At 46.8% G+C, this 14,849-nt stretch carries 13 protein-coding genes and 2 pseudogenes; 6 read left to right on the plus strand and 9 right to left on the minus strand.

Annotation, left to right across the window (positions count from 1 at the left end; translation table 11 throughout):
* Positions 1-2: 2 nt before the first annotated feature.
* Positions 3-785 (plus strand): SigF/SigG family RNA polymerase sporulation sigma factor, encoded by a 783-nt coding sequence (locus CK1_RS14385; RefSeq protein WP_015526894.1) that lies wholly within the window; start codon positions 3-5, stop codon positions 783-785.
* On the opposite strand, the gene CK1_RS14390 is transcribed toward CK1_RS14385, so the two are convergent.
* The 3 genes from CK1_RS14390 to CK1_RS14400 form a co-directional block, all read right to left on the minus strand.
* Positions 786-1,283 carry a QueT transporter family protein gene (locus CK1_RS14390; RefSeq protein WP_015526895.1) on the minus strand — a complete coding sequence of 166 codons (498 nt, stop codon included), beginning with the start codon at positions 1,281-1,283 and terminating at the stop codon, positions 786-788. It lies immediately after the preceding gene.
* Between the two features lie 169 nt (positions 1,284-1,452).
* Entirely contained in the window at positions 1,453-2,085 is a 633-nt protein-coding gene (locus CK1_RS14395) for a leucine-rich repeat domain-containing protein (protein WP_306288958.1), read from the minus strand.
* Positions 2,086-2,144: 59 nt separating this feature from the next.
* Positions 2,145-3,980, minus strand: coding sequence for a leucine-rich repeat protein (locus CK1_RS14400; RefSeq protein ID WP_015526897.1), 1,836 nt, complete (start codon positions 3,978-3,980; stop codon positions 2,145-2,147).
* 332 nt (positions 3,981-4,312) lie between these two features.
* On the opposite strand from CK1_RS14400, the gene rfbD reads away from it, so the two are divergent.
* The gene (gene rfbD, locus CK1_RS14405) at positions 4,313-5,164 is read left to right on the plus strand and encodes a dTDP-4-dehydrorhamnose reductase (RefSeq protein ID WP_015526899.1); all 852 of its coding nucleotides are present in this window, start codon (positions 4,313-4,315) and stop codon (positions 5,162-5,164) included.
* Position 5,165: 1 nt separating this feature from the next.
* Positions 5,166-6,464 carry a dicarboxylate/amino acid:cation symporter gene (locus CK1_RS14410; protein WP_015526900.1) on the plus strand — a complete coding sequence of 433 codons (1,299 nt, stop codon included), beginning with the start codon at positions 5,166-5,168 and terminating at the stop codon, positions 6,462-6,464.
* A gap of 119 nt (positions 6,465-6,583) precedes the next feature.
* On the opposite strand, the gene CK1_RS14415 is transcribed toward CK1_RS14410, so the two are convergent.
* Positions 6,584-7,501 (minus strand): LysR family transcriptional regulator, encoded by a 918-nt coding sequence (locus tag CK1_RS14415; protein ID WP_015526901.1) that lies wholly within the window; start codon positions 7,499-7,501, stop codon positions 6,584-6,586.
* 191 nt (positions 7,502-7,692) lie between these two features.
* Between CK1_RS14415 and CK1_RS14420 the strand changes: the two genes are divergently transcribed.
* Both CK1_RS14420 and CK1_RS14425 read left to right on the plus strand, forming a co-directional pair.
* On the plus strand, positions 7,693-8,616 hold the full coding sequence (locus CK1_RS14420; protein ID WP_015526902.1) for a ferredoxin-like domain-containing protein: 924 nt from the start codon (positions 7,693-7,695) through the stop codon (positions 8,614-8,616).
* Positions 8,617-8,821: 205 nt separating this feature from the next.
* Positions 8,822-10,790 (plus strand): annotated as a pseudogene (locus CK1_RS14425) (sodium-translocating pyrophosphatase).
* A 122-nt stretch (positions 10,791-10,912) separates the two neighbouring features.
* Here the strand turns inward: CK1_RS14425 and CK1_RS14430 are convergent.
* The 5 genes and pseudogenes from CK1_RS14430 to CK1_RS14450 all read right to left on the minus strand — a co-directional run bounded on the left by CK1_RS14430 (position 10,913) and on the right by CK1_RS14450 (position 13,892).
* Positions 10,913-11,539 (minus strand): stage V sporulation protein AA, encoded by a 627-nt coding sequence (locus CK1_RS14430; RefSeq protein WP_015526904.1) that lies wholly within the window; start codon positions 11,537-11,539, stop codon positions 10,913-10,915.
* Between the two features lie 25 nt (positions 11,540-11,564).
* Positions 11,565-11,922, minus strand: a pseudogene (locus CK1_RS14435) (SpoVA/SpoVAEb family sporulation membrane protein).
* 2 nt (positions 11,923-11,924) lie between these two features.
* Positions 11,925-12,980 (minus strand): stage V sporulation protein AD, encoded by a 1,056-nt coding sequence (locus CK1_RS14440; RefSeq protein WP_015526906.1) that lies wholly within the window; start codon positions 12,978-12,980, stop codon positions 11,925-11,927.
* Positions 12,977-13,360: a SpoVA/SpoVAEb family sporulation membrane protein gene (locus CK1_RS14445; protein WP_015526907.1), complete on the minus strand. Its 384-nt coding sequence runs from the start codon at positions 13,358-13,360 to the stop codon at positions 12,977-12,979. The genes CK1_RS14440 and CK1_RS14445 overlap by 4 nt, the downstream gene beginning before the upstream one ends.
* Before the next feature lie 115 nt (positions 13,361-13,475).
* Positions 13,476-13,892: a stage V sporulation protein AB gene (locus tag CK1_RS14450; protein WP_015526908.1), complete on the minus strand. Its 417-nt coding sequence runs from the start codon at positions 13,890-13,892 to the stop codon at positions 13,476-13,478.
* Between the two features lie 190 nt (positions 13,893-14,082).
* Here CK1_RS14450 and CK1_RS14455 point away from each other — a divergent pair, with 190 nt between their 5' ends.
* Complete coding sequence (locus CK1_RS14455) at positions 14,083-14,703, plus strand: tRNA threonylcarbamoyladenosine dehydratase (protein ID WP_015526909.1); 621 nt, start codon at positions 14,083-14,085, stop codon at positions 14,701-14,703.
* The last annotated feature ends 146 nt before the right edge of the window (positions 14,704-14,849 follow it).

The raw sequence follows: 14,849 nt of genomic DNA on the forward strand, positions 1-14,849 counted from the left end.
CTATGGATCGTACTCTTGTCCTCATCGGGCGTGCACACCAGGGGGATAAAGCGGCAAGAGATCTTTTGTTTGAGGAAAATACAGGACTGATATACAGTGTGGCAAAGCGTTTTCTGGGACGAGGGGTGGAGATGGAGGATCTGTTCCAGATCGGCAGCATCGGACTTCTGAAAGCTGTGGATAAGTTTGACATGTCCTATGATGTGAAATTTTCCACCTATGCCGTTCCCATGATCATCGGAGAGATCAAACGTTATCTCAGGGACGACGGGATACTGAAGGTAAGCCGTTCTCTGAAGGAAAACCACTACAGGATCTATCAGGTGAGAGAAGCACTGACACGCCGGCTGGAGCGGGAACCTACGACGGGAGAAATGGCAGAGGAAATGGGAATTTCCATAGAAGAACTGGTAATGACCATGGAATCCGGTGCAGAGGTGGAATCTCTTCACAAAACGATCTATCAGGGTGAGGGAACGGAGATTTCTCTGATGGACAAGCTTCCGGAAAAAGAAAATCGGCAGGAAAAAGTACTGGACAGGATTTTTCTGGAAGAGATACTGGGGACTCTGGAGGCAAAGGAGCGGAGGTTGATCTATATGCGGTATTTTCAGAACATGACCCAGATGGAGATCGCCCATGAGCTTGGCGTATCCCAGGTACAGGTATCCAGAATGGAAAAGAGGATCCTGCGCAGTCTGCAGGAATCCGCAGAGAAAAATAAAGAGAGCCATGAGAAATGCTGCTGTTTTCTCATGGCTCCTTTTTGTGGGCAGCAGATTTAGTCAGACTGCTGCTTTTTTATGAAAAAGTACATTTTTGTATTTGGAAAGTGCTCCAAGAAGGATCATACCGATCACACCGGCTGAGATAAATTCGCCGGCTCCTACTGTGAGCATCATAAACGGGATAGGAAGGTTAATGCCATATCCGTAACGAAGCACAAGAGGAACGATCACAATGTTGGAAACGATCGGCGGGATTGGGGCTGTCCATTTGCCTGTATTGCGAAGCTTGTAGGTAAAGAATGCACCGATAAGTGTGGCAATGCTTCCGAAAATGATGTCAACCGGAATCGCACCGCCAAGAAGATTGGCGATGATACATCCCACGAACAGTCCCGGGATGGCAGCCGGTGTGAAGAACGGAAGAACGGTCAGCGCCTCGGAAAACCGGATCTGAACTTCACCGAAGCTAAGTGGCGCGAATACCAGTGTCAGGACAACATATACAGCTGCAATGGCAGCTCCCTGTACCAGAAAATGAGTACCTTTGTTTTTCATGTTTTTTATTCTCCTTTAGTTTTGTTTTACGAGTGGAAGGTCACGAACACTCGGCACATTTATAGGCGGTGACCGCCTTGTAAGCCCTGTACGACCTTGGTTTTTGCGGGCTTTTGCAGCGAAACTGAGTATAGCATAAGGGGCGTGGAAATGCAAGGTACGATCCTGACTATTTGATAACCCTGGCCTGTGTGGACAGACCCTGGCTCTGAAACAGCTTTTTGTAAGAGGAAAGTCTGCTTGCCGGAACCTTTACAGTCAGTTTTTTGTAATTATTCTGACCTGCTCTTGTGAAGATATATTTACCTGAGCTTTTGGAAGTAAGACGTCCTGTCTGTATGGTGACAGAGGTAAGGGCCTTACAGTCACAGAAAGCTTTTGTGCCGATCGCAGAAACTCGGGAACCGATTTTTACAGTACGAAGACTTGTGCATCCCTGGAAGGCTCCGGCACCTATGCTTGTGATATTTCCTGAAATCGTTACCTGTTTCAGGTTTTTACAGTTTTTGAAGGCATTGGCTGCAATGGCTGTGACTTTGTAGGTTTTTCCGTTAGCTTTGACAGTGGCCGGAATCTTTGCAGTGACAGTATTGCGTGAACGTGGTCCCTTCAGTGCTACGGAAGTCCCGGTGGTATTGACTGTGTAGACATTATAAGCATCCCGGAATGTTTTTGCAGTCTGTGGCTTTGGTGTGGCTGCAGGAGTGATCTGGAAATTTAAGGTGATGGTTCCGTAGAAATGGTAATCACCGATGATCTTCAGGGTAGCAGTTCCTGCTTTTTTATTGTTCTGGTATGTCACATGATAATCATTGATGCCAGAAAGCTTTGCTTTTCCAAGAGTTACGGTTGGAACGGGCTTTATGTCAGAGCCTGTATAGGTATATGTTTTTTGATCCCTGTTACAGCTGCATCGGAAATATTGCATGCATAGCTGATATTGTTTTTCTTGGCATATGTAACTGCGTAAGAGCCGTACGGAGCATGGATCTTGCAAAAATATGCATGAGAGTTGACATACCCGTAGCCGCCCCACACAGCATCCGTTCCAATGCTTTTAACAGTATCAGGTATGTTGATCCTGGATAGCTTGTCACAGTAGGCGAAAGCTTCTTTTCCGATCTTTGTGACCCCTTTCTGGATGTCCACTTCTTTCAGCTCAGGAAGACAAACAAAGGCCCTTTCGGAAATACTTGTGATCCCAGGCTTTATTATTACCTTTCTGATCTGGTTTTTGATAGCTTTCCAGGAGGAATCGTTGGAGAAGATAAACCAGCCTTTTGTTGAAGAGACCGGGTATCGGTGGTTTTCCTCTGTGGAAATAGAAAGTGGTCCGTAGCCGGAGATCGTAAGGATACCGTTTTTGAAATTCCAGGTTGCGTTGTCACCTGCGATATGGTAAGTTTTTTTGTCAGCTTTTCCGTTGTCGGAATTAATGGAATAAAAGTTCAAGGTGTTGGAGTTTGAAGCATAATAAACGACCCTGGAATCCTTTACCACAGGCTGACAGTCAGAAATCGGAGCAGCTGTTGTAAACTCTTTGCTGAGACTCTTTCCCTTTCCGTCCACAAAAAGATAATGAAGGGTGCTGGAAGAGAGCGGATCGTTAGCGGAAGAGTTTTTCTTGTTATCGTCGGAGACGTATTCTTCCCAGGAAATCATAAAACGGTTGTCATTTATTTTGGTGATCTTTACGCCCGCAAAGCTTTTTCCTCCGCCTGTAAAGTTGGTAAGCTTCCTGGTAGTGGTTGCTTTTTCGGAAAAGTCAGACATTGGTGTGACGGACAGATAAAGGTTATGAGGCGTGTTTTCAGATACCTTATCATATTTGGACTGATCGATGGAAGTGCCAACGCATAATACACTGTCAGAGGAAACAGCCATGCCGTCAACGCTTGCGTAGCAGGCCAGTGCCCACACAGAAGTATGTGAGCCTCCGTATGGCAAAAGCTCTATGGTGGTGCAGGCAAGTGTAGTGCTGTCGTATCTGGAAAGAATTGTACATCGTGAACCCTCACTCTGCTCCAGTACGTAGAGATAAGAACCTTGTGATTTGATATACTGTGCAAAGGAATGCCACAGATCGCAGGAAACGATCTTTCCTTTCATGGTTGCCTGGTCGATCTCGACCATAAGGAAGCCCTGATGTCCCTGACCGACAGAGGGATCCACATATCCTTCGTGACCGGTAACAACATAGAGCTTGCCGTTGCTTTCTGTCATTTCCACACAGCCATAGTCAAAGGGCGTGCGGACCTCACCGCCAAAAAGCTCCGGGTTACTGGTAATTGCTGCTGCACCGTTCCGGTTCCAGCTTGTATCGTAGCGGATAACGCGGATGACCTCAGCGGAATCGTTTTCTTTGTTGTTTGTCTGGCCTTCTACCAGATAATATCCGTCAGATCCGGCATAAAAGCCACCCCACAGTGGAAGCTCCATGTTGATCTTGCGCTTGCTTCTGATCTTCAGATCATTATCGTAATATTCAACGCCGACAGAATTTTTCTGGTGGAAGACCCTCATGTATCCGCCGGAAACAGGAATAAGATCAGAGGTACGGCGTAACCTGACATTGAGATTGTCCTGTGCGGTTGGCGTAAGAGAGCCTGCCCGGGCTGTCTGTGGAAACAGGATCAGACAGAAGCAAAGACAGCAGAACAGAAATAGCAGAGATGTTAATTTTTTTAGCTTTTTCATAAGTTTCTCCTTTGTATGTGTTTTTAGATGATCTCCTGTTTAGATTATAATTCATGGGACAGAATTTACAATACAAAATCGGGAGTTATGGAACTCCCGATCCTCAGGATTTCTGTAAATTCTGTTCACAAAAACATCTTGAGGAAATACTGCTGGTGGGCAGTAACATCAGCAGCAGGAACCTTATGGAAACAGGGGCTTTTTTCTTGACAGTTTTTTGTGATATTGATAAAATATATTACAGTATATAGGTTAAAGGGGCATTGGTTTTGATCTAAATCAATGTCTCTTTATTTTATATATCACACATATTACACCAGGGAGGTAGAAAGATGTTAAAAGTATGGATCGCAGGTGCCAACGGACAGATCGGACGGGCACTGAATGATGTTCTGGATCCAATGCAGATCGAGACTCTGAACACAGATCTTGATGAGCTGGATATCACAGACACAGATGAAGTGATCAACTTCGGTTCCATTAACCGTCCGGATGTGATCATCAACTGCACCGGTATCACAGATACCGATGAGTGTGAGAAGAATCCGGAACATGCATACCGTGTCAACGCACTGGGAGCAAGAAACTTAAGCATCGTGGCAAGAAAATGCGGGGCAAAGATCGTCCAGCTTTCCACAGATGATGTTTTCGACGGAAAGAGCAAAAAACCGTATACAGAGTTTGACGATACCAATCCGCTGACTGTTTACGGCCGTTCCAAGAGAGCCGGAGAGAACTATGTAAAAGAGTTTACACACAAACATTTCATTATCCGAAGCAACTGGGTATACGGAAAAGGCGGAAACAATTTTGTAAACCGTGTGCTGGAGACAGCAGAAAAAGGCCAGGCGCTTTCCGTTGCTTCGGATCAGTTCGGATCACCGACCAGCGCCAAGGATCTGGCAAGAATGATCCTGTATCTTATCGATACCAACGAATATGGAACTTATCACGTAACCTGCAGCGGTGTATGCAACCGTTATGAGTTTGCAACCGAGATCCTTCGCCTTGCAGGAAAGGAGATCGAACTGAGATCCGTGCCGACAGAGCAGTCAGATCTTTCTTCTGTCAGACCGCCATATGCTGTCCTTGATAATTTTATCCTCCGTATTATTGAAGTGTATGACATGCCGGACTGGAAAGCATCGCTGAAAGAATATATGGATGAAAGAGCGGAGGACTAGAATGAAAGAGAAAAATATAAAAGAGAAAACACAGCAGAAAAAGAAAATGGGCCTTACCACGAAGATCTTTGTGGCGCTGATCGCAGGTGCGATACTGGGAATCATTCTCTGTTACCTGGTTCCTGACAGCAGCTTCAAGAAAGATGTGATCGTGGAGGGAATCCTTTATGTGATCGGACAGGGATTTATCCGTCTGATGAAAATGCTGGTTGTACCGTTGGTATTCTGTTCCCTTGTCTGCGGAAGTATGTCCATCGGTGATACCAAGAAGCTTGGAACCGTAGGTGTGAGAACACTGGTATTTTATTTGGCGACTACAGCTCTGGCTGTTTCGGTTGCTCTGACGGTAGGTAATCTGATCAATCCGGGTGTGGGACTTGATATGAGCTCTATTCAGTCCTCCGCTTCCTCTGTGGAGACTATGGAGGCTACCTCTCTTACGGATACCATCCTGAATATCATTCCGGACAATCCGATCAATTCCCTGGCAAGCGGAACCATGCTTCAGGTTATCGTATTTGCCCTGATCGTGGGTGTGATCCTTGCGAAAATGGGAGAGCGCGCAGAGACAGTAGCGAACTTTTTCAGCCAGTTCAATGACATCATGATGGAGATGACCATGATGATCATGGCACTTGCACCGATCGGTGTATTCTGCCTTATCAGCAGAACCTTTGCAAACATCGGTTTCAGCGCGTTTATCCCGCTGGCAAAATATATGATCGGTGTTCTCCTTGCATTGGCGATCCAGTGCTTCGGCGTATACCAGATCCTGCTGAAGATCTTCACAGGACTGAATCCGATAAAATTCATCAAGAAATTTTTCCCGGTTATGGCATTTGCATTCTCAACAGCTACATCCAATGCCACGATCCCGATGTCCATTGATACCCTGTCCAAAAAAGTGGGTGTTTCCAAGAAGATTTCTTCATTCACCATTCCTCTTGGAGCTACCATCAACATGGACGGTACCTCTATCATGCAGGGTGTTGCCGTAGTATTTGCGGCACAGGCTTTTGGTATCCACTTAAGTCCGATGGATTATGTGACAGTTATCGGAACTGCAACCCTTGCTTCCGTAGGAACTGCCGGTGTACCAAGTGTTGGTCTTGTTACTCTGACCATGGTATTTAACTCTGTAGGACTTCCGGTTGAGGCAATTGGTCTGATCATGGGTATTGACCGTATCCTGGATATGACCAGAACAGCGGTTAACATTACCGGTGATGCAGTCTGCACAACCATCGTTGCACACCAGAACGGTGCACTGGATAAAAACGTGTTCAACGAATCAAACTAAATATCCGGTTCAAAAAAAGATCCGACCCTGTCGGGTGAGAAAAAAACGAAAAACGGCTGTACATATCGTAAGAGCGATATGTGCGGCCGTTTTTTTACTGGATCAGGTAAGTCCCCTGCTTATTCCTGTTCCAGAACACCCATGACAGAGGGCAGTTCTAGCTGCTGATAGGTGTGAAGGATCTTTTCCAGCTCAAAGATAGCAGGGGTAAGAAATTTATTCTTGTGATAGACCAGCTTGAATTTCCGGTTCCATTCCCCTGCTTCGTTGCAGAAGACCCGGACTGAACGGTGACGGATCTCATGATGCATAAGACGGATGGACATAACAGAGAGCATCTGGTTATACAGCACTGCGTTCAGCAGTGCCCGCGGACTGTTGGCTTCCCAGGCAGTCCGGATCTTCAGATCATGGCGAAGTGTATAGTCCTCAAAAAGCTGTCTGGTACCGCTTCCATATTCCCGGACTGCAAATTTCTGGTTGTTCAGCTCCTGGACATGGATGCGTCCTCTGCGGTAAAACGGATGCTTTTTTCCGGCGGCAAGGACCAGACAGTCGTCGATGATGGGAAGAACGACAAGGTCCGGGGAATGGATCTCACCTTCTACCACAGCAGCGTCCAGCTCAGAACGCAGAAGCTTCTGTTCGATATTTTGCGTGTTGGTGACAAAGGAGTAAACGTCAAGGTCCGGGATTTTTTTCTGCAGATCCAGGATAATGGATGGGGTCAGGCAGGTTCCCACAGTGAGGGTGGAGCCAAGCTTCAGGGTGGAAGACTGTCCCTGGTTCTGCATCAGCTCTTCCAGCTGCTGAAACTGGCGGATCATTTCACGGGCATGGGGAAGAAGAAGCTTTCCCCGTTCTGTGAGATAAAGCTTTTTTCCAAGACGTTCAAAGAGAAGGCCGTTATAATGAGCTTCCAGCTCACGGACGGCCTGACTGACTGTTGGCTGGGAAAGATAAAGATGTTTGGCAGCAGCACTCATGGAGCCCTGTTCCGCAACGGCCGCAAAAACAGTGAGATGGCGGATGGTCATATGGAATCTCCTTTTATTGTAAATTGGTATATAGGTAAAACCTATCATTTTTATAAAATAATATCATTTCTCAAATACATCTTCAAGTGGTATAGTAGGAAGTACGTGAAAACGATTTCAACATTGCAAAATACAGGGCAACGATACCATGGGAAAGTATCGGAATACCGGTGAGACCAGGAGGAGGAAATATGTCAGCATTAACTGTAAGCAAAGAGGAAGAGAAAAGACTGAAGGGGCAGGGTTTTTTAAATAACCGGGGAACCGATGAATTTTCTGCACGGGTGATCACTGTAAACGGAAAGGTGACAGCGGCACAGCACAGATGTATGGCGGAAGCAGCAGAGAAATTCGGCAACGGAAATCTTACCTACACGACCAGGCTCTCCGTGGAGATCCAGGGAATCCCCTATGAAAAGATCGAAGAGTTTCAGGAATTTATTGCGAAGGAAGGTCTGGAGACAGGAGGAACAGGAGCAAAGGTCCGACCGGTAGTATCCTGCAAGGGAACCACCTGTCAGTATGGACTTCTGGATTCCTATGCAATTTCAGAAGAGATTTTCCGGAGATTCTATAAAGGCTACCGTCAGGTTGCACTGCCGCATAAATTTAAGATCGCAGTAGGCGGATGCCCGAATAACTGTGTGAAACCAAATCTGAACGATGTGGGGATCATCGGACAGAGGATCCCGCACTTTGACAGCGAGGCCTGCAAGGGCTGTAAAAAATGTGCCATTGAAGCTACATGTCCAAACAAAGTGGCGAAGGTCGTTGACGGGAAACTGCACATTGATGAGGAGCTTTGCAGACACTGCGGAAGATGTGTGGGAAAATGTCCATTTCATTCCATCCCGGACGGTACCTACGGATTCAAGATCTATATCGGTGGACGCTGGGGAAAGAAAATTTCTCATGGAAAGGCCCTGAACCGGATCTTTACGTCAGAGGAAGAGGCACTGGATGTTATTGAGAAGGCAATCCTGCTTTTTAAGGACCAGGGATTAAAGGGAGAACGTTTTGCCGAGACTATAGAACGAATTGGATTCGAAAATGCAGAAAAACAATTATTGGAAAAAAATCTTCTGGAAAGAAAAATGGAAATTTTGTCCAAATAGAGATATAAAAAACTTCCTATTATATAAGCTGTCTGAAACTGGAAAAATGCGAGCAATAATATAAAAAATTTATTTCATTTATATAAAATTTTATTATATCACAATATTAACAGAAAACTAAGTGAAAATTCTATTTGAAATATGCAAAATAATGTGATAAAGTATTAACAATACATGAACGGAGGTAAAAAGAGTGGAAAACTACATGTATTTGGTGCCGGTGGCAGCAGTACTGGCACTTCTGTTCGCAGCATACCTTGCAGCGAAGGTCAGCAAGCAGGATGCAGGAACAGACAGAATGAAGGAGATCGCAGGTGCGATCGCAGAAGGTGCCCGCGCCTTCTTAACAGCAGAGTACAAGATCCTGGTTATTTTGTAGCCGTACTTTTTGTACTGATCGGAATCGGAGTTGGAAGCTGGGTAACAGCAATCTGCTTCGTAGTAGGTGCTCTGTTTTCAACAATCGCAGGATACTGCGGTATGACCGTTGCAACAAAGGCTAATGTAAGAACAGCAAATGCAGCAAAAGAGGGAGGAATGAACAAGGCTCTTTCCATTGCATTCTCCGGCGGTGCTGTTATGGGTATGTGTGTTGCAGGTCTTGGTGCACTGGGTGTCAGCGTTGTGTATATCATCACAAAGAACGTTGACGTACTTTCTGGATTCAGCCTTGGTGCTTCTTCCATCGCACTGTTTGCACGTGTTGGTGGTGGAATCTATACAAAGGCAGCTGACGTAGGAGCTGACCTTGTAGGTAAGGTTGAGGCAGGAATCCCGGAGGATGACCCTCGTAATCCGGCTGTTATCGCGGATAACGTAGGTGATAACGTAGGTGATGTTGCCGGTATGGGTGCAGACCTTTTTGAGTCCTATGTAGGATCTCTGGTATCTGCCCTTACACTTGGTGCGGTAGCCGGAGCAGTTTCCGGTGTTCTCTATCCGCTGGCTATTGCAGGCTGTGGACTGATCGCATCCATCATTGCAACATTCTTTGTAAAAGGTGATGATAATTCCAATCCGCAGAAAGCCCTCACAAGAGGAAGCTATGTATCTGCAGCACTTGTTATCATCGTGTCCCTGATCCTCAGCAAGACTCTCTTCGGAGACATGAAGGCAGCCATTGCTGTGATCGCAGGTCTTGTTGTCGGTGTCATCATCGGAAACATTACAGAGTATTACACATCTGCAGATTACAAACCGGTTCAGGGAATCGGCGAGCAGTCTGAGACAGGTGCAGCTACAACTATCATCAGTGGTATCGCAGTAGGTATGAAATCTACAGCATTCCCGATCCTGCTGATCTGTGTTGGTATTTTTGTAGCATACGGTGTGGATGGATTATACGGAATCGCTCTTGCAGCAGTTGGTATGCTTTCCACAACAGGAATCACAGTTGCCGTTGACGCGTATGGACCCATCGCTGACAATGCCGGTGGTATTGCAGAGATGTCAGGTCTGGATGAGTCAGTTCGTGAGATCACAGATAAGCTTGATTCTGTAGGTAACACAACAGCAGCTATGGGTAAAGGCTTCGCGATCGGTTCCGCAGCTCTTACAGCGCTTGCTCTGTTTGTATCTTATGCGAATGCAGTAAATCTGGATGCGATCAATATCCTTGCTCCTCGTGTTACGATCGGTATCTTTATCGGTGGTATGCTTACATTCCTCTTCTCGGCCTTCACAATGGAATCCGTTTCCAAGGCTGCTTACAAGATGATCGAGGAAGTAAGACGCCAGTTCCGTGAGAAACCGGGTATCATGAAGGGGACTGAGAAACCGGATTACAAATCATGCGTTGCGATCTCCACAACAGCAGCTCTTCACGAGATGATGCTTCCTGGAATCATGGCGGTCGTTGTTCCGGTTATCGTAGGTGTTGTTCTTGGCGTTGAGGCTCTTGGAGGACTTCTTTCCGGTGCGCTTGTAACAGGTGTACTGATGGCAATCTTCATGTCCAACGCAGGTGGTGCATGGGATAATGCAAAAAATACATCGAGACAGGTCATCATGGCGGAAAAGGCAGCGAGGCGCACAAAGCAGCCGTTGTCGGCGATACAGTCGGCGATCCGTTCAAAGATACATCAGGGCCTTCCATTAACATCCTGATCAAGCTTATGACTATTGTATCACTGGTATTTGCGCCTCTGTTCTTATCTATCGGAGGACTTCTGTAAATATCATTTCAGAAAAAAGTAAACCCATATTATATAAAAAAAGCTCTTTGCAGAGAAATCTGCAGGGAGCTTTTTTTGTGCGACAGGCGGCGGAATTGTACGGATATGAGAGTGGGCTCTGGTTATGAGTCAGTTTCTGGATTTTCTGTTCGTGCAGCCTGTTCGATCAGTGTCCGGTTTACATCATCCTCATAGGTCCGCATCTGCACCTGCATAGGTGTGGGATCATCGCTTAGCTTCAGATGCCCGAAATGATTAAAGAAGATCAGTACGCCGAGGCCGATCCCGATGGAGTAGGAAATCTCCAGGATGGTAAAGCCGGAGGAACTTTTTCCCGTAACAAGAGTGTAAAACTGGCTAAAAAGGCTGCCCATATCTACGTCATTATTAAATGTCATAATGGAAAAAGCGGCGCCGAAAAAGGAAACCAGGCATACAAAAAGGATTTTCACATACCGGAAAATTTTCCCTGTGGCAGAGCTGATGCGGTAGGTGATGATAAAATCCGTTTCCCCGATGGGAGAAATATCAATGGAGGGTTCCAGCTTCTGGATCTTTTTCAGAAGATCCGAGACAGACATCACATAGCGTCCGGGCTTTTTCGCATCCAGAACGATCACAGGCATGACCCGCAGACGATTGAGGATTTTGGGGTCACTCATGGAAAGTGCAGCGATATCCTGAAGATATACATGTGGGTTGGTGACTTCAATGTTCTGATCCAGTTGCAGATAAAGAGTATCACTCATGAGAAAAAACTCCTTTCCCGGAATATTATTTTTTCATTTTTGGACGGAAGAAGAGACTGGCCAGATAAGAGAAGATCAGGGCGGAGGAAACTCCGGCAGCACAGGCAGTGAAGCCTCCTGTAAAAAAGCCCAAGGATGCCGTCTTCTTCAATGGCTTTTTTCATACCCTCCCATAATACATGTCCGAAACCGATCAGCGGGACGGAGGCCCCGGCACCTGCAAAATCCACCAGCGGCCGGTAGACGCCAACGGCACTTAACAGGGCGCCGCTACATACCAGAAGTACCATCACACGGCCAGGCATCAGCTTTGTCTTGTCCAGAAGGATCTGAATCAGGGCACAGACAAGGCCGCCGAACCAGAATGCGTTAAAGTAATCCATGCTCATACCTCCATATGCTCGATGACAACTCCGTGGGCAATACCCGGAATACTGTCACCTTCATTAAAGCTTACTTTGGAAAGAAGCGCTCCTGTTGGTACAAAAAGGATCCGCTTCCATTCTCCGGATACAATCTTCGGAAGGATGTAGGAGGCAAGGACTACAGCAGAACAGCCGCAGCCGCTTCCTCCTGCGTGAGTGTCCTGAGAAGGATTGTCATAGATCAGGATACCGCAGTCTTTATGAATGGGAGAAAGCCGGATATTTTGTTCCTCCAGAAGATCCAGGAGAATTTTCTGCCCGATGATTCCCAGATCCCCGGTAAAGACGGCATCATAATCCGAAGGCGTCCGCCCGAAATCCGAAAAGCTTCGTGCAATGGTATCGCAGGCTGCAGGAGCCATACAGCCTCCCATGTTCATGGAATCCCTGAGACCGTAATCCATCACACGGCCGGCAGTAAGGCCAGTGATAGCAGCACAGCCTTTGCCGGAGCGCAGAGGAGCTTTTTCTCCGGGAGGAGATGTACTTAGGATACAGGCACCGCTTCCGGTTACTGTCCAGGTGGCAGAAAACGGCCGCTGGTTTCCGTATCCCAGAGGAAAACGAAATTCTTTTTCCGCACTTGCGAAATGGCTGGAGGTGGCACATAAGACTCGTGTGCCGAATCCGGCGGTCAGAGCAAGGGAACCGAGAGAAAGTGCTTCCCCTATGGTGGAGCAGGCGCCGTAAAGACCGTAAAAGGGAATTCCAAGTCCAGCGGAGCCGAAACAGGTGGCTGATGTCTGAGCGAGAAGATCTCCGGCGAACATCAGATGGATATCTTCGGAGCTCAGTCCGGCTTTGCTTATGGCCTGAGTGGCAGTTTCTTTCTGCAGTGTGCTTTCCGCAGATTCCCAGGTGTCACAGCCAAACATGGGATCTTCACAGACCAGGTCAAAAAGATCTCCAAGAGGACCGTCCGCCTCTTTCTGACTGACGATGGATGCGGCGCTTTCGATATACAAAGGCTGTGAAAATGCAATGCTGGCTGCGCCAAGTCTGAGATTTTTGCTCATGATATCACCTCCAGGATCTTTAGGATATAATAGATCACACCCAGTCCCCAGGCGCTTAAGATGCCGTAGAGGATCACAGGACCTGCAATAGTAAAGATCTTGCATCCTATGCCGAAAACCTGTCCTTCTGCCCGGAACTCAATGGCGGATGCAGCCACTGAGTTGGCGAATCCGGTAATGGGAACAAGACTTCCTGCACCGCCGAATTTGCCGATTTTGGGATAAATACCAAAGCCTGTGAGAAGGACGCTTAAGAGAATGAGAAGGACAGAACACCAGGTTCTGGAATCGGAAGCATCTGCACCGAGAGCCTGTGCTGTGTTTAAGATAACCTGTCCAAGAAGACAGATCAGTCCGCCTGTGAGAAAAGCTTTTGCCATATTCAGCGGCAGACTGTGGGTGGGAGTAAGCTGCTTGACATATTGTTCATATTTTTTGGGTTGATATTTTGCATATGGAAAATCCTTTCGTGAGATGGTAGAGTGACAGTAAGAATTACATCCAGCTCATGGCATAATAAAACAGGGAGCCCAGGGCTTTTCCGGCAGCAATGGAAATTATTACCGGAGAAAGCCCCTGAGAGAGCTTCAGCCGTCTGGCAAAGACGGGAAAGACTTTTGCGATTTCTGCCAGTGCAAGGATCCAGCCGCCCAGGAAAATTCCGAAAAATACTCCGCAGACAGCCAGGAAAAAAGGTCCCAGCGGAATTCTGATCGGAAACAGGGTGACGACGGTTCCGGCAACTGTTCCCAGAAGTGTCAGATCTTCATAAAGAAAAATCTGGTCAGCTGTATGCGTGATACCTGCATAGCGGGGAACAATGGAAAGGCCGATCAGCAGTCCGGAGACACCTCCTGCAACGATGATCCCGGCACAGAAACCGATAAAGCACAGAATCAGCTGTTGAAGCATGAACAGAACCTCCTTGTAGGATTGTATGGGAATAGTATGAGAAAATATAAATTTTTTATGCGAAAATCTTAAAAAACAAGAATATCTGTACATTTACGGACAGAGATAGTATAATAAAAAAGAATATAGACAGCGGCGGACAGGCGCTGTCTTTCTCAATCAAAAGAAAAACAGTGTCAGGAGGACGGATATGCAGGATGCTTTTTCACGTATGGAATTGCTCGTTGGAAATACAGGTGTAAAAAAACTCAGCAGGGCGAAAATTGCAGTATTCGGTCTTGGCGGAGCCGGATCACAGGTGGCAGAGTCACTTGCGCGCTGCGGTGTGGGGAGTCTGACACTGATCGATCATGAAAAGATCACATTGACGAATATCGGAAGCCAGGTGCTGGCACTTCATTCTACTCTGGGAATGAGCAAGGTAGAGGCGGCCAAGAAGAGAATCCGGGATATTGATGAGAATATTTTGGTGCATACCTACGAAACCTTTTATAATGAGGAGACTGCGGGAATGTTTGAATTGCGTTCCTTTGATTATATTGTGGATACAATGGGAACACTGTCGTCAAAACTGCTTCTGATCAGCAGAGCAAGGGAGGGACGTGTGCCTGTGATCTCCTGCCTGGACATCGGGGACAAGATAGACCCGTCTAGACTTGAGGTTGCGGATATCAGCAGGACCACAGTATGCCCGGCGGCCAGAATCATAAAAAAGAACTGCGTAAACAGGGAATACGTAAACTCAAAGTACTGTATTCCAGAGAACAACCGGCAAAAGAAAAGCTTTTCAGACGGAGAAGAACTATGGTGAAGAAGCCTGCCGAAGGAAATATTTCCTTTGTGACAGGGACTGCGGGATATCTGCTGGCGGGAGAAGTTGTGCGGGATATACTGTCAGCCGGAAACGTTTCACACAGCTGATAGCAAATGAGAAATTGAGCGCAGATCACGGACAGA

Origin of the sequence: Ruminococcus sp. SR1/5, assembly GCF_000209835.1 — a bacterium.
In the GTDB taxonomy this organism is placed as follows: Bacteria; Bacillota; Clostridia; order Lachnospirales; family Lachnospiraceae; genus Blautia_A; species Blautia_A fusiformis.

Coding starts and splice junctions, on each gene's coding strand:
- CK1_RS14415 (WP_015526901.1), bottom strand. CDS start 7,501: ATGACCATCCGCCATCTCACTGTTTTTGCGGCCGTTGCGGAACAGGGC.
- CK1_RS14390 (WP_015526895.1), bottom strand. CDS start 1,283: ATGAAAAACAAAGGTACTCATTTTCTGGTACAGGGAGCTGCCATTGCA.
- CK1_RS14385 (WP_015526894.1), top strand. CDS start 3: ATGGATCGTACTCTTGTCCTCATCGGGCGTGCACACCAGGGGGATAAA.
- CK1_RS14420 (WP_015526902.1), top strand. CDS start 7,693: ATGTCAGCATTAACTGTAAGCAAAGAGGAAGAGAAAAGACTGAAGGGG.
- CK1_RS14400 (WP_015526897.1), bottom strand. CDS start 3,980: ATGAAAAAGCTAAAAAAATTAACATCTCTGCTATTTCTGTTCTGCTGT.
- CK1_RS14410 (WP_015526900.1), top strand. CDS start 5,166: ATGAAAGAGAAAAATATAAAAGAGAAAACACAGCAGAAAAAGAAAATG.
- CK1_RS14440 (WP_015526906.1), bottom strand. CDS start 12,980: ATGAGCAAAAATCTCAGACTTGGCGCAGCCAGCATTGCATTTTCACAG.
- rfbD (WP_015526899.1), top strand. CDS start 4,313: ATGTTAAAAGTATGGATCGCAGGTGCCAACGGACAGATCGGACGGGCA.
- CK1_RS14430 (WP_015526904.1), bottom strand. CDS start 11,539: ATGAGTGATACTCTTTATCTGCAACTGGATCAGAACATTGAAGTCACC.
- CK1_RS14450 (WP_015526908.1), bottom strand. CDS start 13,892: ATGCTTCAACAGCTGATTCTGTGCTTTATCGGTTTCTGTGCCGGGATC.
- CK1_RS14455 (WP_015526909.1), top strand. CDS start 14,083: ATGCAGGATGCTTTTTCACGTATGGAATTGCTCGTTGGAAATACAGGT.
- CK1_RS14445 (WP_015526907.1), bottom strand. CDS start 13,360: ATGGCAAAAGCTTTTCTCACAGGCGGACTGATCTGTCTTCTTGGACAG.